General features: G+C 68.1%; 20 protein-coding genes. 14 read left to right on the plus strand and 6 right to left on the minus strand.

What is annotated here, in order from left to right:
* Positions 1-6 precede the first annotated feature (6 nt).
* Genes CHU93_RS13190 through ptsP form a run of 3 tightly spaced genes read left to right on the plus strand, consistent with a single transcriptional unit; the run spans position 7 to position 4,537 of the window.
* A complete protein-coding gene (locus CHU93_RS13190) occupies positions 7-1,251 on the plus strand; it encodes an aspartate kinase (RefSeq protein ID WP_094474721.1) in 1,245 nt (414 codons plus the stop codon).
* The gene (locus CHU93_RS13195) at positions 1,248-2,276 is read left to right on the plus strand and encodes an NAD(P)H-dependent flavin oxidoreductase (RefSeq protein WP_094474638.1); all 1,029 of its coding nucleotides are present in this window, start codon (positions 1,248-1,250) and stop codon (positions 2,274-2,276) included. Before CHU93_RS13190 ends, CHU93_RS13195 begins: the two co-directional genes overlap by 4 nt.
* A complete protein-coding gene (gene ptsP, locus CHU93_RS13200) occupies positions 2,276-4,537 on the plus strand; it encodes a phosphoenolpyruvate--protein phosphotransferase (RefSeq protein WP_094474639.1) in 2,262 nt (753 codons plus the stop codon). The genes CHU93_RS13195 and ptsP overlap by 1 nt, the downstream gene beginning before the upstream one ends.
* A 407-nt stretch (positions 4,538-4,944) precedes the next feature.
* On the opposite strand, the gene CHU93_RS13205 is transcribed toward ptsP, so the two are convergent.
* Entirely contained in the window at positions 4,945-5,271 is a 327-nt protein-coding gene (locus tag CHU93_RS13205; protein WP_243375681.1) for a YciI family protein, read from the minus strand.
* A 140-nt stretch (positions 5,272-5,411) separates the two neighbouring features.
* Here CHU93_RS13205 and rpmB point away from each other — a divergent pair, with 140 nt between their 5' ends.
* The 3 genes from rpmB (at position 5,412) to CHU93_RS13220 (ending at position 6,858) form a co-directional block, all read left to right on the plus strand.
* Positions 5,412-5,702, plus strand: a complete 291-nt coding sequence (rpmB, locus tag CHU93_RS13210; RefSeq protein WP_086115913.1) for a 50S ribosomal protein L28 — start codon at positions 5,412-5,414, stop codon at positions 5,700-5,702.
* Between the two features lie 98 nt (positions 5,703-5,800).
* Positions 5,801-6,409 carry a GNAT family N-acetyltransferase gene (locus CHU93_RS13215; protein ID WP_094474640.1) on the plus strand — a complete coding sequence of 203 codons (609 nt, stop codon included), beginning with the start codon at positions 5,801-5,803 and terminating at the stop codon, positions 6,407-6,409.
* A complete protein-coding gene (locus CHU93_RS13220) occupies positions 6,406-6,858 on the plus strand; it encodes a RidA family protein (RefSeq protein ID WP_086115911.1) in 453 nt (150 codons plus the stop codon). The genes CHU93_RS13215 and CHU93_RS13220 overlap by 4 nt, the downstream gene beginning before the upstream one ends.
* On the opposite strand, the gene CHU93_RS13225 is transcribed toward CHU93_RS13220, so the two are convergent.
* On the minus strand, positions 6,827-7,852 hold the full coding sequence (locus tag CHU93_RS13225) for an esterase-like activity of phytase family protein (protein WP_165768735.1): 1,026 nt from the start codon (positions 7,850-7,852) through the stop codon (positions 6,827-6,829). The two genes, CHU93_RS13220 and CHU93_RS13225, sit on opposite strands and share 32 nt — an antisense overlap.
* 269 nt (positions 7,853-8,121) lie before the next feature.
* Between CHU93_RS13225 and recQ the strand changes: the two genes are divergently transcribed.
* Entirely contained in the window at positions 8,122-9,894 is a 1,773-nt protein-coding gene (gene recQ, locus CHU93_RS13230; RefSeq protein WP_094474642.1) for a DNA helicase RecQ, read from the plus strand.
* A 17-nt stretch (positions 9,895-9,911) separates the two neighbouring features.
* On the opposite strand, the gene CHU93_RS13235 is transcribed toward recQ, so the two are convergent.
* Positions 9,912-10,427 carry a glycine zipper domain-containing protein gene (locus CHU93_RS13235; RefSeq protein ID WP_165768736.1) on the minus strand — a complete coding sequence of 172 codons (516 nt, stop codon included), beginning with the start codon at positions 10,425-10,427 and terminating at the stop codon, positions 9,912-9,914.
* A 101-nt stretch (positions 10,428-10,528) separates the two neighbouring features.
* Between CHU93_RS13235 and CHU93_RS13240 the strand changes: the two genes are divergently transcribed.
* Positions 10,529-10,840 (plus strand): hypothetical protein, encoded by a 312-nt coding sequence (locus CHU93_RS13240; protein ID WP_086115908.1) that lies wholly within the window; start codon positions 10,529-10,531, stop codon positions 10,838-10,840.
* Positions 10,841-10,853: 13 nt separating this feature from the next.
* Here CHU93_RS13240 and CHU93_RS13245 read toward each other — a convergent pair whose 3' ends face one another.
* From CHU93_RS13245 to CHU93_RS13255, 3 genes are all read right to left on the minus strand, one after another.
* The gene (locus CHU93_RS13245; protein WP_086115907.1) at positions 10,854-11,513 is read right to left on the minus strand and encodes an NrsF family protein; all 660 of its coding nucleotides are present in this window, start codon (positions 11,511-11,513) and stop codon (positions 10,854-10,856) included.
* Positions 11,514-11,515: 2 nt separating this feature from the next.
* Complete coding sequence (locus tag CHU93_RS13250) at positions 11,516-12,040, minus strand: sigma-70 family RNA polymerase sigma factor (protein ID WP_094474644.1); 525 nt, start codon at positions 12,038-12,040, stop codon at positions 11,516-11,518.
* Between the two features lie 65 nt (positions 12,041-12,105).
* Positions 12,106-13,515: an ABC transporter substrate-binding protein gene (locus CHU93_RS13255; protein ID WP_165768737.1), complete on the minus strand. Its 1,410-nt coding sequence runs from the start codon at positions 13,513-13,515 to the stop codon at positions 12,106-12,108.
* Between the two features lie 80 nt (positions 13,516-13,595).
* Here CHU93_RS13255 and CHU93_RS13260 point away from each other — a divergent pair, with 80 nt between their 5' ends.
* The 6 genes from CHU93_RS13260 (at position 13,596) to CHU93_RS13285 (ending at position 18,862) form a co-directional block, all read left to right on the plus strand.
* Positions 13,596-14,570: a cysteine synthase A gene (locus tag CHU93_RS13260; RefSeq protein ID WP_086115904.1), complete on the plus strand. Its 975-nt coding sequence runs from the start codon at positions 13,596-13,598 to the stop codon at positions 14,568-14,570.
* Between the two features lie 22 nt (positions 14,571-14,592).
* Positions 14,593-14,814, plus strand: a complete 222-nt coding sequence (locus CHU93_RS13265) for a hypothetical protein (RefSeq protein ID WP_086115903.1) — start codon at positions 14,593-14,595, stop codon at positions 14,812-14,814.
* A gap of 409 nt (positions 14,815-15,223) precedes the next feature.
* A complete protein-coding gene (locus CHU93_RS13270) occupies positions 15,224-15,673 on the plus strand; it encodes a division/cell wall cluster transcriptional repressor MraZ (RefSeq protein WP_133064404.1) in 450 nt (149 codons plus the stop codon).
* Positions 15,670-16,617, plus strand: coding sequence for a 16S rRNA (cytosine(1402)-N(4))-methyltransferase RsmH (gene rsmH / locus CHU93_RS13275; RefSeq protein WP_094474647.1), 948 nt, complete (start codon positions 15,670-15,672; stop codon positions 16,615-16,617). The genes CHU93_RS13270 and rsmH overlap by 4 nt, the downstream gene beginning before the upstream one ends.
* Entirely contained in the window at positions 16,614-17,123 is a 510-nt protein-coding gene (locus CHU93_RS13280; protein WP_094474648.1) for a hypothetical protein, read from the plus strand. The genes rsmH and CHU93_RS13280 overlap by 4 nt, the downstream gene beginning before the upstream one ends.
* The gene (locus CHU93_RS13285; RefSeq protein WP_094474649.1) at positions 17,123-18,862 is read left to right on the plus strand and encodes a peptidoglycan D,D-transpeptidase FtsI family protein; all 1,740 of its coding nucleotides are present in this window, start codon (positions 17,123-17,125) and stop codon (positions 18,860-18,862) included. Before CHU93_RS13280 ends, CHU93_RS13285 begins: the two co-directional genes overlap by 1 nt.
* Positions 18,863-18,864 lie beyond the last annotated feature (2 nt).

Raw genomic sequence — 18,864 nt, forward strand, 5'->3', positions numbered from 1 at the left:
CCGGCCATGGCCCGGATCGTGATGAAATTTGGTGGCACTTCGATGGCGGGAACGGAGCGGATTCGCAACGTTGCCAACCGGGTGAAGCGCGAAGTGGATGCCGGCAACGAGGTGGCGGTGGTGGTCTCGGCCATGGCGGGCGAGACCGACCGGCTGGTCGGCTATTGCCGCGAAGCCTCGCCGCTGGCCGATCCGGCCGAATATGATGTGGTGGTGGCGGCCGGCGAGCAGATCACCTCCGGCCTGTTGGCCATCACGCTGCAGGCGCTGGGCGTGCACGCCCGCAGCTGGCTGGGCTGGCAATTGCCGATCCACACCAGCGCCGCGCACAGCGTCGCCCGCATCGAGGAGATCGGGACTGACGCGATCATCAGCAGCATGAAGGCCGGGGCCGTGGCCGTGGTGCCGGGCTTCCAGGGCATGACCCGCGATGGCCGGGTGACGACGCTGGGCCGCGGCGGGTCCGACACGTCGGCGGTGGCGCTGGCGGCGGCGGTGAAGGCGGATCGCTGCGACATCTACACCGATGTCGACGGCGTCTACACCACCGATCCCCGCATCGTGCCGCGCGCCCGCAAGCTGCAGAAGATCACCTATGAAGAAATGCTGGAACTGGCCAGCGTGGGCGCCAAGGTGTTGCAAACCCGGTCAGTCGAACTGGCCATGAAGGAAAAGGTGGTGGTGCAGGTGCTGTCGAGCTTCTCCGACGCGCCCGGCACGCTGGTGGTGGACGAGGATGACGAGATGGAACGTGAACTGATCGCCGGCGTGGTCGCGGATCGCAACGAAGCCAAGGTGACGCTGGTGGGCGTGGCCGACCGGCCGGGCGTGGTGGCCAGCATCTTCGGCCCGCTTGCCGATGCCAATGTCAATGTCGACATGATCGTGCAGAACATCGCCAAGGACGAAGGCCGCACCGATGTGACCTTCACCGTGCCACGCGCGCAGCTGCCGGCCAGCACCGACGTGCTGGAAAAGGCCAAGGACGCCATCGGTTTCCAGAGCCTGATCGCCGACGATGATGTCGCCAAGATCAGCGTGGTCGGCGTCGGCATGAAGAGCCATGCCGGGGTCGCCGCCACCATGTTCCGCGCACTGGCCAGCCGCGGCATCAACATCCAGGCCATCACCACGTCGGAAATCAAGGTGAGCGTGCTGATCCCCAAGGATTATGTCGAACTGGCCGTGCGCGTGCTGCACACCGCCTATGGCCTGGATGGGCCGGCGCCCGCCGATGGGGACGATGCATGACGGCCACGCCGCATCTTGATGCCGCCTCGGCGCGCGGTCGCGAATTCCTGGGCACGCGCCACGCCATCATGGCCGGCGCCATGACCTGGGTGAGCGAGCGCAACCTCGTCTCCGCCATCTCCAACGCCGGCGGCTTTGGCGTGCTCGCCTGCGGGGCGATGCCGCCGGCCATGCTGGAAGCCGAAATCGCCGCCACCCGCGCCCTCACCGACAAGCCGTTTGGCGTCAACCTCATCACCCTGCACCCGCAGTTGGACGAGTTGATCCAGGTCTGCGCGCGGCAACAGGTGAGCCATGTCGTGCTGGCCGGCGGCCTGCCGCCCGGCCCGGCCATTGCCGCGATCAAGGGCTTTGGTGCCAAGCTGATGTGCTTTGCCCCCACCGCCGCGCTGGCCAAGAAACTGGTGCGGTCGGGCGTGGATGCCATCGTGATCGAGGGGTCGGAAGCCGGCGGCCATATCGGCCCCGTCAGCCTCACCGTGCTGGCGCAGGAGATTTTGCCGGTGATCACCGATGTGCCGGTGTTCGTCGCCGGTGGCATCGGGCGCGGCAACGCCATTGCCGCCTATCTCGACATGGGCGCGTCGGGCGTGCAGCTGGGCACCCGCTTTGCCGCTGCTGCTGAAAGTGTGGCGCACGACCGGTTCAAGCAGGCCTTCGTGCGCGCCAGCGCCCGCGAAGCCATCGCATCAGTGCAGATCGATCCACGCCTGCCGGTGATCCCGGTGCGCGCCCTGAAGAACGCCGGCAGCGATGCCTTCAACGAACGCCAGCGCGAGGTGGCCGCCGCCGTTGACCGGGGCGAGATGGACCTGGCCGCCGGCCAATTGGCCATCGAACATTATTGGGCCGGGGCCCTGCGCCGCGCCGTTGTCGAAGGCGATGTCGAAACCGGCAGCCTGATGGCTGGGCAATCGGTGGGCATGGTCACCAAGGTGCAGCCGGTGGCCGAGATCATCGCCGAACTGGTCGCCGAGGCCGAAGCCGCGCTGGCCCGCGCCAACGCGCGGGAGGCCGCCGCCTGATGCCGCCTGCCAGCGCCGCCCGCATCATCCTGCGCCGTCTTCACGATGTGATGGCGGCCAAGACGGGCGCGCAGGCCAAGCTGAACCAGGTGGTGCGCATCGTCGCGGCCGAGCTGAACAGCGAGGTCGCCTCCATCTATCTGCTGCGCGATGGCGTGCTGGAACTGTTTGCCACGCAAGGCCTTGCCCAATCGGCCGTGCACGTGACGCGGCTGTCGATGGGCCAGGGCCTGGTGGGCAATATCGCCGCCCGGCGCGAGCCGCTCAGCCTCGCCGAAGCCAAGGCCCACCCCGATTTCGCCTATCGCCCGGAAACCGGCGAAGATGATTTCCACAGCTTCTGCGGCGTGCCCATCGTGCGCCGCGAGGCCGCCATCGGCGTGCTCGCCGTGCAGCACCGCGAGCCGCGCGATTATGCCGAGGTGGAGATCGAGGCGCTGCAAACCGTTGCCATGGTGCTGTCCGAACTCATCCACGGTGCCGGGCTGGTCGATGATGCCCAGGCCGCCCGCCTGCGCGCCGCCAACAGCGGGCCGACCCGGCTGAACGGCCTGAAGCTGGTCGATGGCCTGGCGCGCGGCGTGGCCGTGTTTCACCAGCCGCGCGTGGTGGTGGAACACACGGTCGCCGATGATGTCGACACCGAACGCGCCCGCCTGGTCGAAGCCTTCCGCCGCATGCGCGAGCAGATCGAACGGATGATGGGCCAGGCCGATTTCGTCGCCGGCACCGATCACCACGAGATCCTCGAAACCTACAAGATGTTCGCCTATGATGAAGGCTGGGCCCGCCGCATCAACGAGGCGATCGAAACCGGCCTCACCGCCGAAGCCGCGGTGGAACGCGTGCAGGCGCGCAACCGCACCCGCATGCGCAGCATCGATGATCCCTATCTGCGCGAACGGCTGACCGATCTCGATGATCTGTCCAACCGGCTGCTGCGCATCCTGTCGGGCCAGCTCGACACCGCCGCCAAGCAGGGGCTTACGGCCGACACCATTCTCATCGCCCGAAACCTCGGCCCGGCCGAGCTGCTGGAGTATGACAAGCGCCAGCTGAAGGGCGTGGTGCTGGAAGAAGGCAGCCTCACCGCCCATGTCATCATCGTCGCGCGCGCCATGGGCGTGCCGGTGCTGGGCCGGGTCGGCCAGTTGTTTGCCCAGGTCAATGATGGCGACGAACTGATTGTCGATGCCGGCAACAACGCGCTGCTGGTGCGGCCAACGGCGGCCACCATCAAATCCTATCAGGCGATGCGCGCGCTCAAGGCCCGCCAGGCCGAGGAATGGGCCAAGGTGCGCGATCTGGCCGCCATCTCCCGCGATGGCAAGCAGATCAGCCTCTACATGAACGCCGGCCTTGCCGATGATGCCGCCGGCATCGCGCTGGCCGGCGCCGATGGCATCGGCCTGTTCCGCACCGAATTCCAGTTCCTCGTTTCCGCCACGCTGCCGCGCCGGGAGCGCCAGCAGGCGCTGTACAAGACCGTGCTCGATGCCGCCGGCGACAAGCCGGTGGTGTTCCGCACCGTCGACATCGGCGGGGACAAGGCCGTGCCCTATCTGGGTGGCGGCGAGGAGGACGAGAACCCCGCCATGGGCTGGCGCGCCCTGCGCCTGGCGCTCGGCCGCGATGGCCTGATGAAGGTGCAGGCCCGCGCCCTGCTCGAGGCCGCCGCCGGCCGCACGCTGGCCGTGATGTTCCCCATGGTTTCCGAACCCTGGGAATTCGCCGAAGCCCGTGCCCTGGTCGAAGCCCAGAAGGACCGGCTGGCCAGCCTGGGCCGCCCGGTGCCCTCCGACATCCAATATGGCGCGATGATCGAGGTGCCGGCCCTCATCGAACAGCTCGACCTGCTGCTGCCGATGACCGATTTCGTCTCCATCGGCACCAATGATCTCACCCAGTTCCTGTTCGCGGCCGACCGCGCCAATCCGCGCCTCGCCGACCGGTATGACTGGCTGTCTCCCGCCATCCTGCGCGTCATCCGCCGCGTCGTCTGCGCCGCCGCCCTGCACGATGTGCCGGTCACCGTCTGCGGCGAGATGGGCGGCCGCCCGCTGGAGGCCCTGGCGCTGATGGCGCTGGGCGTGGAGCGCCTGTCGATCACGCCGGCCGGCATCGGCCCGATCAAGGCCATGGTGCGCGGCGCCACGCTGGAGCCGCTGTTCGACGCCATGCAGGAATGGCTGGCCAAACCCGGCGTCAACATCCGCGCCGAACTGTCAAGCGCCGCCAAGCGCCAGGGGTTGCTGATCTAGACCCGATTGCGTTTTGCTGGAATCCCAAACCCGCTCATGCCGAGCTTGTCGAGGCACCGACCGCGCTTTGAGCGTGCCTCGACAAGCTCGCCCTTCGGCGGGCTCAGGATGAGGGGTTCAATCAAACTGCAATCGAGCCCAGGGCGCTCCGGCTCCCCTCCCGCTTGCGGGAGGGGTTGGGGGTGGGAATGCTTCACCCATCCGCCGAATCCAGGTGCAGCAACACACGGCCGGCGGCAGAGCCGCCGAGTCCGTTTCAGGGTGCAAGGACAAGAAACCAGGAAGGGCGCGGCGGAGCCACGCCGTCGGACGACACCCGAAAAATCCGGCTGGAGAGCCGGGTTTTTTGGTCGCCGGCTGGCCTTGCGCGAGTCCGTGCCATCGCTGCGCGATCGCCACTGGCCGCGCTACGGCAACACCTTATGCCAGTTCGTCACCGACCGGCTCTCGAACAGGCCAGCCAGATGATAGGGATCGGCATTTGCAAAGGCGATGGCGGCATCGCGATCATCAAATTCCATGATCAGCAGGCTGCCCATCGCCCGGCCATCGGGGCGCAGCAGCGGCCCTGCGACCAGCACCTTGTCCTTGTGGGCGTTGATGTGCGCCAGGTGATCGGCACGCGTTTCGGCGCGCAGATCGGCCGAATCGGGCTTGTCGATGCAGTGGATGGCAAACCAGGGCATGGCGATGTTCTGCACCGGCAGCGCGGGCGCGTCCAGCCCCCACACCACGGCAAGCGGCGATTGCGGCCGTGCATGGTTGACGCCTGTGCCCTGCTGGGTTATGCGCCGCCCCCTGTTGCGAACCTGCCTGTTCCGGGCGGGTTTGCGTGCACAGATTCGATTCACGATTTCGACCAAGGACGTCTGCCATGTCGCGCGTTTGCGAACTGACCGCCAAGGGCCGCCAGATCGGCCACAACGTGTCCCACGCCAACAACAAGACCAAGCGCACCTTTCTGCCCAACCTGCAGAATGTGACGCTGATTTCGGATACGCTGGGCCGCGGCGTGCGCCTGCGCGTTTCCATGAACGGCCTGCGTTCGGTGGAACATGTCGGCGGCCTCGACAACTGGCTGATGAAGACCAGCGACAGCCTGCTGTCGGATCGCTGCGTCAAGCTGAAGAAGGAAATCGCCAAGAAGCAGGCCGCCGCTGCCTGAGGGCAGCGCGACGCTCGCTTCGGGCTGATGCAGGCGGCCGGGGCCCAGGCTCCGGCCGCTTTCGTGCGTTCCGGTGCCAGCGGCGCTATCCTGCCGCCATGCGCACCCCGCCCCCGATTCGCGCCGCCACCCCGGCAGACCGGCCGGCCATGGCCGCCGTGCTCGCCGATGCCTTTGGCGACGATCCGGCGCTGGCCTGGATTTTCCCCGATCCCGCCAGCCGGCCGGCGCGGCTGCGGCGCTTCTTCGATCTGATCCTCCACGCCGCGCCCCGGCTCGACCGGGCGCAGCTGGCGCTTGCCGCTGATGGCAGCATTGCCGGCGTGGCGCTGTGGCGGCCGCCGGGCGATTGGGCGCTGCCGCTGCCCACGCTGATCGCCAATCTGCCGCGCCTCGTCCATTGCTTCGGCCGCGCGCTGCCGCGCACACTGGGCCTGATGGGCGCCATGGATCATCAGCATGATCGCCGCCCGCACCATTATCTGCAGTTCATCGGGGTGGCATCCGCTGCGCAGGGGCAGGGCATCGGCGGCGCCCTGCTGCGCGCCGGGCGGGCGCAGGCGGACGGCGCGCCGGCCTATCTGGAAACCGCAACGCCCTCCAACGTCGGCCTGTACCAGGCCCATGGCTTTGCAGTGCGCAACCAGTGGCAGCACGGCGAAGCACCGCCCTTCTGGTCGATGTGGCATGAAGGAGAGACAGGATGAAATCCCCGTTGATGGCGCTGGCGATGCTGGCCGCCGGCCCCGCCGCCGCCCTGCCGGCCGGCAGCGTGCTGATGTCGGAAAACCCCGCCGAACGCGCCTTTCAGGAAAAATATGGCTATGCCGATGCGGTGATCGCGGGCGACACCGTCTATCTGTCGGGCGTTGTCGTCGGCCTCGCACCCGGCGAGGTGGACCCCAGCGCCGCCTATGAACGCGCCTTCAAGCGCATTGGCGCCATCCTGGCGCGCGCCGGTGTCGGCTGGGCCGATGTGGTGGAGATCACCAGCTTCCACACCGATGTGAAGGCGCAGCTTGATCCGATGGCGGCGGTGAAGAACCGCTATATCAAGCCGCCCTTCCCGGCGTGGACGGCGATCAGCGTGTCGCGCCTGCTGCCCGATACCGGCATCACCGAAATCAAGGTGATTGCGCGCCGTCCAGCGGGTTGACCAGCTCCAGCCGCAACAACAGCGTGCGCTGGGCCGGGTTGAAATTGTCGTCCGACACCAGGAACAACATCGTCCGGCCGCCGGCACGCACCAGCGTCAGCCCTTCCATATTGTCGATGGGCCACGGGGCGTCGCGGCCCCAGCGCACCAGCGGCCGCATGGTGGCGCTGTCGCCGCCGGCCAGCACCGGCGCCAGATCAACCAGGGTGATGGCGGCTTCCACCGACACGCCATCAAATTTGCGGTGCAGCAGCAGCAGGCGCTGGCCATCCAGCACGGTCACATCAGTGGGGGCAAAATGCTCGGGCACCGGAATGCCGATCTGGCGGGTGGTGCCATCGGCGGCGGTCAGCAACGCCATGGCGACACCGGGGGCCAGTCGCGCATCCTCCGAAATCCAGAGCGTCTCCCCTCCTGGCAGCAGCGCCAGCGATTCGCCGCCGCCATTGGGCGGCCAGCTCGCCGCCGCCGTGTGAAAGATCAGGCCTTCGGGCTGGAACGGCGGCGCCTGGCCCTTCAGCACCAGGATGCGATGGCGCTGCTCCATGCTGATCAGGGTGCGGCCATCCGGCGTCAGCACAATGGCTTCGGAATCAAGGTCGCTCTTCTCCGCGCCGCTGGCAACGCCGGCCATGCGCGCCGCGCCCACCCCCGCCAGCCGGCCGGCCACATCCTGCGGCGTCAGCGTCAGCCACTGGCCGGCATCGGTCACCGCCACCAGCCGGCCTTCGCCCGCGGCCGCCAGGCCCGACAGGCCACCAAAGCCGGCGTCTTCGCTGCGCAGCGCCAGCGCACCGGTGAGGCGGAACGGGCCGATCTGGCTGCCCACGCCGTCAAGCGCCGTGGCACTGATCGTCACGGCCCGGTCCGGCGCTGGCGGCGCGGCGCGGGCGATGGGGCCCAGCTCGCTCCACAGGATCCACAGCGCCAGCGGGATCAGCAGCGCGGGCAAGGCCCAGGGCGCGCGGGCTTTCAGGCGGTTGGCCATGGTCATGCGCGCCACCATAGCGGCAGTTGCGGCAACACGGAACCGCGGCGCTGTCCTACACGGGCAAAGCCCGTCATGATGTGCAGGACGGCTGACAATTGAAAAATATGACGCAAAATCAAATCTGAATCCCGGCGATTCCGTCAAAAGTGTCAAATCGGCCGCGCTGTCGCCGCGCACGCTGCCGCTCTTTCTCATTCGAACCGACCATGCCCTGCCGGTGTCCCGCGCAATCGGCACTGGCCGTCCCGCCAGCACCGGGCTATCGCACCGCCATGACCCCCCGGCAGTTGTTGAAACAGGTGTTTGGCCACGATGATTTTCGTGGGGACCAGGAAGCCATCATCGCCGATGTGCTGGCCGGGCGCGACGTGCTGACCATCATGCCCACCGGGGCCGGCAAATCCATCTGCTATCAGCTGCCGGCGCTGATCCGGCCGGGCACAGGCATCGTCATCTCGCCGCTGATCGCCCTGATGGAAGATCAGGTGCAGGCGCTCAAAGCCGTGGGGGTGCGCGCCGCCACGTTGAACAGCCAGTCGGCTGACAGCGGCCAGGTGTGGCGCGACATGGCCGATGGCCAGCTCGATCTCCTCTATGTTTCCCCCGAACGGGCGTTGATGGAGGGGTTTGGCGCCCTGCTCAGCCGCACCGAAATCGCCCTGATCGCCATCGATGAAGCCCATTGCGTCAGCCAGTGGGGCCATGATTTCCGCCCGGAATATCGCCGCCTGCGCTCCTTGTGCGATGCCCTGCCCGGCGTGCCGCGCATCGCGCTCACCGCCACCGCCGATCGCGAAACCCGCGCCGATATCGCCGTGCAGCTGGGGATCGCGCCCGACCGCATCACCCTGTCGGGCTTTGACCGGCCCAACATCCGCTATGAAGTGGCCGGGAAAGACAATCTCAGGCGCCAGCTGCTGGCCTTTCTGGCCGGGCAGGGCGGGCAGGCCGGCATCATCTATGCCCCCACCCGCGCCGCCACCGAAACCATCTGCGGCTGGCTCACCGAAGCGGGATTGCGCGCCCGCCCCTATCACGCCGGGCTGGATGCCATCACCCGCAGCCGCCACCAGGCCGATTTTGTCGCGGCCGAGGATATGGTGATGGTGGCGACCATCGCCTTTGGCATGGGCATCAACAAACCGGATGTGCGCTTTGTCGCCCACGCCGGCCTGCCCAAATCGATCGAGGCCTATTATCAGGAAACCGGCCGCGCCGGCCGCGATGGCGATCCGGCGGTGGCGCATCTGATCTGGGGCGGGGAGGATGTGGCGCGGTTGCGCGGCTTCATCGCAGCGGGCGAAGGCAGTGATGCCCATAAGGCCAGCGAAACCCGGCGGATGAACGCGCTGATCGGCTTTCTGGAAACCGCGGCCTGCCGGCGCCATGCGCTGCTGCGCTATTTCGGCGAAGCCCCGCCCGAACGCTGCGGCAATTGCGACAACTGCCTGAACCCGCCCAATCTGGTCGATGCGACGGGGGCGGCGCGCAAGCTGCTCTCGGCCGTCTATCGCACCGGCCAGCGCTTTGGCATCGCCCATCTGATCGACGTGCTGGCCGGCAAGACCAACGAGAAGGTGACGAAGTTCGGCCACGACCGCAGCAGCGTCTTCGGCATCGGCTGCGACTGGCCGGCCGATCAGTGGCGCAACCTCGGCCGCCAGCTGGAGGCGATCGACGCGCTGGAGCGCGACCCAGAAGGCGGCGGCCTGGTGCTGGGCCCCGCCGCCCGCGCCATCCTGAAGGGAGAGGTGCCGATCACCATGAAACAGGTGGCGCCGCGCCGCGCCGCTGCCCGGGCCAGCGCCAGCGCCGATCTGGCCGCCAGCGACCAGCCGCTGTTCGAACGGCTGCGCGCCCTGCGCCGGCAGCTGGCGGCCGAAGCCGGGGTGCCGCCCTATATCGTGTTTTCCGATGCAACGCTGCGGTCGATGGCCGCCAGCCGCCCACGCGACATGGCCGGCATGGCCCGCATCCCCGGTGTGGGCGCGGTGAAACTGGAAAGCTGGGGCGCGGTGTTCCTCGCGGCGATCAACGGCGACTGATCAGCGGCAGGGCCAGATCAGCGGCAGCGGTTGCTGCCCCGTTCAATGGCCGCACCCGTGAGACCGCCAACCAGGCCGCCAATCAGCGTGCCAACCCCGCGCTCGCGCCGGTTGGACAGGCCAAAGCCCAGCGCCGCGCCCGACAGCGCGCCGATGGTGGCACCCCGGCCCGACGAAGGCCGGCAATAGCCATCGGCCGGATCGCCATAGGCACCGCTGCGCCAGCCATTGGCGCCCACCGGCGCCGGGCCATCGCCATAGCCCATTGGCGCATAGCCATAGGGCGGCGGTGGCGGCGCATAGGCCGGCGCCTGGGCCCGCCCTTGCGCCGCGGCCCGTTCATAAATCTGGTAGAGCGCACCACCACCCACCGGCGGGCCACCACCATCGGCCATCATCGGCGCCGGCGCGGCATGGCCCGAGCCGAGCACCACCGGCTGGCCTGGCCGCATCAGGGCCGCCGGCTGGGCCAGCACGGGCGTGGCAGCAAGCGCGATCAGCGCGGCGGACAGGGAGGGAATGCGGTTCATCATGGCGACAGCCTGCCTGGGTGAAATTGAACCCAGTCTGAACCCGATTGTGCCCTCCGGCAAGCCGGGGCAGACTGTCGACCGGATCATCGAGGGAGAGAGACATGCGCCACCTGATCAGCCTGGCCGCCGCGTTGGCCATCGCCGGGCCTGCTGCGGCCCAGACCCGGCCTGCCCCCACCAGCCCGGTGCCGCAGATGTATGAAACCGGCGGCAAGACCTATGCCACGCTGGAAGAATGCCAGCGCGCCAAGAAGCGCGCCAAGACCCGCGCCACCATCGCCGGCGCCGTGATTGCCGGGGCCGGTGCCGCGGCCCTGGGCGGCAATCTGGGCGAAACCGCGCTGGTCGCCGGCGCTGGTGCCCTCGCCGGGCGGGAAATTGCCAAGGCCACGTCCAAGAACAAGCAGTGCTGAACCGCCGCTGCGGTTACCAGCGCACCAGTCGCGGCACGATCAGCCGGCCAGCAACCGTGGCGATGGCCACCGCACTGCCATACCAGAGGCCGATATAGGCCAGGCTGTTGAACGGGCAGTGCACATTATAGGCCAATGCCCCAAGGCTGCCGGCTGACAGGCCAACCAGCAGACCGGCACGTTCGGGTGCCACGGGCGCGCCGCGGCGCAAATGGCGGATGATCGGCAACGCGGCCAGGCTGGCGATGCCCAGACTGACCATCAGGCACTGCCAGCCGCTGGGCTGCGCGGCCATGGCAATGGCGTGATCGGGCTGCATCACCGCCTGTGCCAGCCCTGCCAATGGCAACAGGCCAGCCATCAGGATGGCGACCTTCCAGCCGTCGCTGCTGCGCCCAACGCCTGGATGGGCATGGTCAAGCGCTGCCAGCGTGCACACCAGCGCCAGCACGGCCAGGCTGCCACAGCGCAACAGGAACATCAGATCGGGCTGGCCGGCCACCAGATCCGTGCGCAGCCCCAGCGCCAAAGCCACCAGCACCGCAGCAGCGCCAACCAGGCCCGCCAACTGCCAGCGGGCCGGGCCGTCGTCCAATGGCCGGACCGGCGCCAGATCGGCAGCCAACTGGTCCAGCCAGGGCAGGTCAGCATCCTCTGCAGAACCGACAGCCATCTTCAACCCTCTTCCACAAGCGCAGCCAGACGCTTCAGGCCGCGATGCACATTCACCTTGATCAGCGCCTCGCTCTGGCCCAGCCGGTCGGCCGCTTCGGCCACACTCAGCCCATCGATGCGCACGGCGCGGATCGCCGCCGCTTGCCCAGACGGTATCAAGGCCAGCAGGCGATCACAGCCAAGCCGGGCGCCCAGCACCGATTCGCCCGATTCCACGGCAAAATCATCCACATATTCATCATGATCACGCACGCTGGCCCGCCGCAGCCCATCCACCCACCGGTATCGCGCAATGGCCGCCAGCCAGGGCAGGAACGGCCGTGCCGGATCCCAACTGGCCCGCCGCCGGTGCACCGCCATCACCGTATCCTGCACCAGATCATCCAGATCGGCCGGCGCCACCTTCTGCCGGAACCAGCGCCGCAGCAACGGCACCAGCGCGCCCAGCAACTGCCGATAGGCCAAGGCATCGCCCGCCTGGCTGGCCTGCATCATGCGGGCAAGCGTGGGTTCATCACTGGTCATGGTCGGGCGGGTTGATCGGCATGGTCGCCTGCCTGTCCGCACCAGCCCCCGCCAATGTTACAGGCTCATTCCCCGATTGCGACACGACCGAGCGGATGGCGGCCCAGCCGGTTGGCCTGAAATCCGCTCAACCGATCGGCCACCAGCGCCCAGCGCACCGGGCGCAGCAACGGCACAAAGGCCGGATCGACCTGTAGTTGGGCTTCGGCGGCGGCGGCGAGCGCGAGGCGCCGGGCCGGATCATTGCCGGCCGCCGCTGCCTGCGCCAGCAACCGGTCAGCCGCCGGATTGCAGGGGCGCACCTGCCCGCAACGCCAACGGGCCAGATGGGCCAGCACATCAGGCACCGGGGCGACATGCTCCACCAGCAGCAGATCGGCGCGGTCAGCGGGGGCGATGGCCAGGCTGATGCCGATTGGCGCCAGGCTGGTGGCCAACGCTTCGGCCAATATCGGCCAGTCCGCTCCCGGTGGCAGTGCCAGCCGCAGCTTCAGCGGCTGGTCAAGGCCGTGGCCGGCCTCGGCCAGCAGGGCTTGCGCCAGCGCCCGTCTGGCCGCCATCGGGCGGGCCCGATCATCATCCGCGGGCGGCAGTTGCGGCCACAACCGCCTTTGCGGCGCCAGCGCCGACAGGGCAACCCGGTTGGCCAGCGGCCCACCATCAGCCGCCAGCCAGATCGCCCGGCGCAGACGCGCATCAGCCAGCACGCCGCCCGGCCGCAACGCCAGCCCGATCACACCGTCCACAGGCTCGATGCGGATGGCCCGCCCCTGGCCACTGGCCCGCACCGCACCCAGGCCGGCCAGCCCGGCACCCAGCACCAGCTTCCTTCGCCCTTCGGCAAACTCGCGAACGGCCGTCGCCACCGGCAGGGGCGCTAGGCTGATGCGGGCCGCACGCGCCGCCGGTTGCTCGGCATCGCTGCGCCGCTCCAGCTGCCAGCCAGCGCCATTGCGGGTGGCGGCATAGGGGCCGGGAAACGGGCGACCGCGGCGATCCCGCACGGCCAGCGCCGGTTCAGCCAGCCAATCCAGCAGGTGCGGCGTTGCCGGTCGCGGCAACAATTCCACCACACGGGCAATCGGCGCCCGGGTGGTGCCACGCGCCGACAAGCCGGCGGCCGCCAGGGCCGGGCGATGCCGGCGCGGTGTGCGCGCCAGGCTGAGCACGACATCGCGGGCCGCCAGCTCACGACCCTGCCCGCTCTTGGCCGGCCACCGCACCGGGGCCAGCCGCAGGATGAGGTCACTGCCGGAATCAAGAAAACGCCAGCTGGTGGCGAGGCCTGGCGCCAGTTCGCCGCCCGCTCCCCGGGTGATCAGCGTGGCTTCGCTGGCCTCGGCCGCCAGATGATCGGCCATCGCGGCGGCGTCCGGTCCATCGCCGGCCACCGCGACGGCCAGCGTGCCGCCCGGCGGGCCGGACGAGCAGCCGGCCAGCAGCAGCAACAGCAGGGGAACGGCAACACGCAACATCGCCGACATAGTAACGGGGCTTGGGGCAGGTTCAACCAAGCTTGCTTGTGGGCGGCCATGGCGACGGGGTATGAAGCGGCATGGACACCGCCCGCGACATCATCAGCCTGATTGGCAACACCCCGCTCGTCACCCTGAAAGGCCCCAGTGCCGAAACCGGCTGCACCATCCTGGGCAAGGCCGAATTCCTCAACCCCGGTGGCAGCGTGAAGGATCGCGCCGCCCTTGGCATCATCGAAGATGCCGAAAGCCGCGGTCTGCTCAAGCCCGGCGGGATCATCGTTGAAGGGACCGCCGGCAACACCGGTATCGGCCTTGCCGTGGTAGGCGCAGCCCGCGGATACAAGACGATCATCGTGATGCCGGAAACCCAGAGCCGCGAAAAGCAGGACACGCTGCGCGCTCTGGGCGCCGAACTGGTGCTGGTGCCGGCCGCCCCCTATGCCAACCCCGGCCATTATGTGCACACCTCGCGGCGCATCGCCGAGGAAACGCCCGGCGCCATCTGGGCCAACCAGTTCGACAATGTCGCCAACCGGCTTGCCCATATCCGCACCACCGCGCCTGAGATCTGGCGGCAGACGGGTGGCCGCATCGATGGTTTCACCTGTGCGGTGGGCACCGGCGGCACGCTGGCCGGCGTGGCGCTGGGCCTGCGTGCCGAGCGGCCCGACATCACCATCGCGCTGACCGATCCCGAAGGCGCGGCGCTGTACAATTATTTCGCCTGTGGCGAACTGCGCGCCGAAGGATCCAGCGTGTCGGAGGGCATCGGCCAGTCCCGCATCACCGGCAATCTGGATGGGCTGAGCGTCGATGCCCAGTTCCGCGTGCCCGACGCCGAGGGCCTCAACTGGGTGCGCCGCCTGAACGCCGAAGAGGGCCTGTGCCTGGGCCTGTCATCCGGCATCAATGTGGCGGGCGCGGTGCGGCTGGCACGGCTGATGGGGCCGGGCCATATCATCGCAACCATCCTGTGCGACAGCGGTTTGCGTTATCTTTCAACCATTTACAATCCCGATTGGTTGGCAGCCAAGGGCCTTGCTCCGGCCTGACTCAGCGCCGTATGATGAAGGGATGGTTGATCCCTCGTCAGACCCGGCCGAACGCCGCACCGCGCCGCCGCGCGGCGAGCGCTTGCGCTGGGGGCTGACCGGCCTTGCCGCGGTGTTTCTGGTGGTGCTGATGACGGCCGCCGGCCTGCGCCCGGCCGGCAAGGATGAAGGCCCGGGTAACGGTGAATCCCTGGCCGTGCTCGGCGTGGCACCCGGCCCCGCCAGCCGCCCGGCCGAACCGTGAGCAGACGCCGCGACTCGAGGCCGGCGCGCCCACGCTTTCCCACGCTGACCCCCCGTTGGGCTGGCCTGGTGGGGCAAAATCCCAGGCCATCCCGGCAAATTCCTCCCACAGACTTATCCACAGGCGGTTTTTTCGCCAGAACAAGCCATGAACATCGGCCAAATCGGCCCGAATTGCCCATGGATATCCCCATATAAGGGCATCCTGTCCCACGAGTTCCCATTGAGACCCACGAATTCCCATGTTACACCAGTTTTCCACAGCGGAATTCGGGTAACAGGGGCATTTGCGGGCAAAGGTTGATCGGAACGACCCGGCGACCAGCCTGCGCAATGCCACTTCCACCGGCTTCCCTGAGCGGGGGGATGCGGTGTCGGAAGCCTTGTTCTTTGGTCATGGATTGAATGTCGTGGACTCCAAGTCCCGGCTGTCGATCCCGGCCAGCCTGCGTTCAACGCTCGCTGCACGCGGCAGTGCCCGTGAGGTGCTGATGGGTCCCGGCCACAACAACCGGCCGTGCCTGATCGCCTATGACAAGGGCGAAGCGCTGCGCATGCGGGACAGGTTCCAAGCCAAGCATGGCATGGATACCTCCAACGACGTCTACGACGAGAACGCTGAGCTCGCCGGATATATGGAGGAAATCTCGATCGATGAAGCGGGCCGCTTCGTGCTCAATCCGCTTCTGCGCAGCTATGGCGATCTGGGCAACCATGTCTGGTTCATTGCCGGCTTCAACTATTTCGAGCTTTGGGATCCTTGGACCTTTCTGGCCCAGCCCAACCTGAAACCGCAGCACCGCAAGGCAATCCTGCTCAATCTGGAAGCGCGCGGCCTGCCGCTGGAGCGCCCGGCATGAGCGCGGCGCCGCATGTGCCCGTCCTCCTCGATGAGGTGATGGCCGCGCTGAACCTGGCGGCCGGCGACATCTATGTCGATGCCACGCTGGGCGCCGGCGGCTATCTGCGGGCGGCACGGGCGGCTGGGTTGGCCCATGCCTATGGCTTTGACCGGGACCCGGATGCCCATGCGCTCAATGCCGATCTGGCCGGGCTGGATGATGTCACCCTGATCCGTCGGCCCTTTGCCGAGCTGGGAGCTGGCCTTGCCGATCATGGCGTGGCCGCCGTGGATGCCATCGCCTTTGACATCGGCGTGTCGTCGATGCAGATCGATCGGGCAGAACGCGGCTTTTCCTTCCAGGCCGATGGCCCGCTCGACATGCGGATGGCGCAGGAAGGCATGAGCGCGGCCGATTTCATCAACAGCGCCAGCGAAACTGAAATCGCCGATGTCCTCTATCATCTGGGTGATGAGCGCGCCTCGCGCCGCATTGCGCGTGCCATCGTTGCTGATCGGCCGTTCAGCCGCACCAGCGAACTGGCCGGCCTGATCCGCCGTGTGCTGGGGCGCGGCGAGCCGGGCAAGGATCCGGCCACCCGCAGTTTCCAGGCCCTGCGCATTCACGTGAACGACGAACTGGGCCAGCTGGATGCCGGGCTGGCCGCCGCCGAACGCCTGTTGAAGCCGGGCGGCCGGCTGGCCGTTGTGAGTTTCCATTCGGCCGAAGACCGGCGGGTGAAGGCCTTCCTGCGTGACCGGTCGGGCAGCGCGCCGGCCGCATCGCGCCACCAGCCCTATGCCGCGCGCGGCCCGGCCCCCAGCTTTGAAAAACCAGCCAAGGCCGTGCGGCCATCGGATGCCGAAATCGCCCGCAACCCGCGGGCGCGCAGCGCCACCTTGCGCAGCGCCGTGCGCACCGCCGCGCCGGCCTGGCCAACCACCGTGGAGGGACGGGCATGAGGCAATATCTGTCGGCCATGCTGTGGATCACCGCCACCACGGTGATCGTTGCGTCTGCCCAGGTGATCACCACCCGCGCCGCAGCCGAACGCCGCGCCGTCACCCGGCTGAACATCGAACTGGTGGACAACAAGGTGCGCATCCGCGAGCTGGAAGCCGAACTGCGCACGCGCGCCGGCATGCCCGAGATGCAGCGCTGGAACGACGCCGTGTTCCAGATGGCCGCCCCGCAAAGCAGCCAGATCCTGCGATCGCCTGTGCAGCTGGCGGCCTTTGCCGCACGCCCGGATGCCCTGCCCCGCGTGCAGATGGCAGTGGCGGTCGATGCGCCGCTGGCGGCCGAAGCACCGCCGCCGGCCAGCGAAACCGGCGCACGCGTGCTGAAGACGAGCTTTGGCACCCCGGCAGCGACGGCCAGCGCCGCCCTGCCGGCGGTGACCCAGCCCGAACCCCTGCCACAGGAAGAAGCGGCTGATCCGACCGAGCCGCACGAAGGGGCCAACTGATGGCAACCATCCCCGGCAATGATCCGTTGATCCGCGCCATTCCGGCCGCCGCCGGAGAGCGGGTGACGGCGCGCAGCCAGGCCCGGCAACGCCTGGCCTTCATCATCATGCTGTTTCCGGTGCTGGCGCTGGTCATCCTCGTGCGGCTCATTGATCTGGCCGTGGTGCAGGGCATTCCCAAAAGCAGCGGCCCGACGATCAGCGCGGCGCCGCCGCGTGGCGACATATTGGATCGCAACGGCGTCGAACTGGCCCGCACCTTTGAAGCCTATGCCATCACCGTGATGCCGCGCCGGCTGACGTCGGACCCCGAGGTGCTGGCAACCCGGTTGGCCACCATCCTGCCCGAGCGCACCCGCGAAGAGATCCTGGCTGATCTCACCTCGGGCAAGAGCTTCCGCTATCTGGCCCGCCGCGTGCTGCCCGGCCAGGCCCGCCGCATCAACGAACTGGGCGAACCCGCCATCGAACTGGCCCGCGAGGCCGAACGGCTCTACCCCAATTACGCGCTTGCCGCCCAGGCACTGGGCTACACCGACGACAAGGGCCATGGCCTCATTGGCGTGGAAAAGGCCTTTGATGCCGATCTTGCCGATCCGGTGAAACGCGCCACCCCGCTGATGCTCAGCCTCGACGTGCGGGTCCAGCAGGCGATGAGCCACGAGCTGGCTGCGCTGGTGGCCGATCAGAACGCCAAGGGTGCTGCCGGCGTGGTGATGGACGTGAACAGCGGCGAAGTGCTGGCCATGGTCAGCCTGCCGGATTTCAACCCCAATGTGCCGGGCAAGCGCGCCGATGGCACCGTGTACACCACCGCCAATGATGATGGCAGCCGCTTCAACCGGGTGACGCTGGGCGGCTATGAGCTGGGTTCCACCTTCAAGGCCTTCACCATTGCCACCGCGCTGGAAACCGGCGTGTTGACCAACCTGCAGAAGCAATATGACGCCACCCGCCCGCTGGAAGTGGCCGGTTTCCGCATCCGTGACGATCACGCCAAGAACCGCTGGCTCACCGTGCCGGAAATCTTCATCTATTCCAGCAACATCGGCACTGCCCGCATGGCGCTGGAGGTGGGCCGCGAGCGCCAGCGCGAATATCTCGACAAGCTGGGCTTCCTGAAACCGGCCGAGTTTGAGCTGAAGGAAAAGACCAAGCCGCAATTCCCCCCACTCTCAAACTGGGGCCAGTTGGCGACAATGACCATCAGCTATGGCCATGGCCTCACCGTGTCGCCGCTGCATCTCGCCAATGGCTATGCCACGCTGGTCAATGGCGGCTTTTACCGGCCGCCCACCATCCTGAAGCGCGACGCCGCTGCCGTGCCGGCCGGCACCCGCGTCTTTTCGGAAAAGACCAGCGCCGAAATGCGCCGCCTGCTGCGTCTGGTGGTGACCAATGGCACCGGCCGCAAGGCCGATGTTCCCGGCTATCGCGTCGGCGGCAAGACCGGCACCGCCGAAAAGATCGAAGGCGGCCGCTATGTCCGCGGCCAGAATGTGGTGAACTTCGCCGCCGTCTTCCCGGTGGACGCGCCGCGCTATGTCGTGGTGGCGATGATCGACGATCCGCGCGGCAGCAAGGCGACCTATGGCTTCCGCACCGCCGGCATGGTGGTGGCCCCGGCAATCCACCGCATCATCGAACGCATCGCCCCGCCGCTCGGCGTGCTGCCCGATTACAACCGCGACGTGAATCTGGCCGGGCTGCTGCCCGGCGGTGCCGACGTGAAGGAATAAGC

The sequence above is a fragment of the Sandarakinorhabdus cyanobacteriorum genome (genome assembly GCF_002251755.1).
In the GTDB taxonomy this organism is placed as follows: Bacteria; Pseudomonadota; Alphaproteobacteria; order Sphingomonadales; family Sphingomonadaceae; genus Sandarakinorhabdus; species Sandarakinorhabdus cyanobacteriorum.

Excerpts from the sequence above, each read along its gene's own strand:
- CHU93_RS13190 (WP_094474721.1), top strand. The coding sequence starts at position 7 with ATGGCCCGGATCGTGATGAAATTTGGTGGCACTTCGATGGCGGGAACG.
- CHU93_RS13195 (WP_094474638.1), top strand. The coding sequence starts at position 1,248 with ATGACGGCCACGCCGCATCTTGATGCCGCCTCGGCGCGCGGTCGCGAA.
- ptsP (WP_094474639.1), top strand. The coding sequence starts at position 2,276 with ATGCCGCCTGCCAGCGCCGCCCGCATCATCCTGCGCCGTCTTCACGAT.
- rpmB (WP_086115913.1), top strand. The coding sequence starts at position 5,412 with ATGTCGCGCGTTTGCGAACTGACCGCCAAGGGCCGCCAGATCGGCCAC.
- CHU93_RS13215 (WP_094474640.1), top strand. The coding sequence starts at position 5,801 with ATGCGCACCCCGCCCCCGATTCGCGCCGCCACCCCGGCAGACCGGCCG.
- CHU93_RS13220 (WP_086115911.1), top strand. The coding sequence starts at position 6,406 with ATGAAATCCCCGTTGATGGCGCTGGCGATGCTGGCCGCCGGCCCCGCC.
- CHU93_RS13225 (WP_165768735.1), bottom strand. The coding sequence starts at position 7,852 with ATGACCATGGCCAACCGCCTGAAAGCCCGCGCGCCCTGGGCCTTGCCC.
- recQ (WP_094474642.1), top strand. The coding sequence starts at position 8,122 with ATGACCCCCCGGCAGTTGTTGAAACAGGTGTTTGGCCACGATGATTTT.
- CHU93_RS13235 (WP_165768736.1), bottom strand. The coding sequence starts at position 10,427 with ATGATGAACCGCATTCCCTCCCTGTCCGCCGCGCTGATCGCGCTTGCT.
- CHU93_RS13240 (WP_086115908.1), top strand. The coding sequence starts at position 10,529 with ATGCGCCACCTGATCAGCCTGGCCGCCGCGTTGGCCATCGCCGGGCCT.
- CHU93_RS13245 (WP_086115907.1), bottom strand. The coding sequence starts at position 11,513 with ATGGCTGTCGGTTCTGCAGAGGATGCTGACCTGCCCTGGCTGGACCAG.
- CHU93_RS13250 (WP_094474644.1), bottom strand. The coding sequence starts at position 12,040 with ATGACCAGTGATGAACCCACGCTTGCCCGCATGATGCAGGCCAGCCAG.
- CHU93_RS13255 (WP_165768737.1), bottom strand. The coding sequence starts at position 13,515 with ATGTTGCGTGTTGCCGTTCCCCTGCTGTTGCTGCTGCTGGCCGGCTGC.
- CHU93_RS13260 (WP_086115904.1), top strand. The coding sequence starts at position 13,596 with ATGGACACCGCCCGCGACATCATCAGCCTGATTGGCAACACCCCGCTC.
- CHU93_RS13265 (WP_086115903.1), top strand. The coding sequence starts at position 14,593 with ATGGTTGATCCCTCGTCAGACCCGGCCGAACGCCGCACCGCGCCGCCG.
- rsmH (WP_094474647.1), top strand. The coding sequence starts at position 15,670 with ATGAGCGCGGCGCCGCATGTGCCCGTCCTCCTCGATGAGGTGATGGCC.
- CHU93_RS13280 (WP_094474648.1), top strand. The coding sequence starts at position 16,614 with ATGAGGCAATATCTGTCGGCCATGCTGTGGATCACCGCCACCACGGTG.
- CHU93_RS13285 (WP_094474649.1), top strand. The coding sequence starts at position 17,123 with ATGGCAACCATCCCCGGCAATGATCCGTTGATCCGCGCCATTCCGGCC.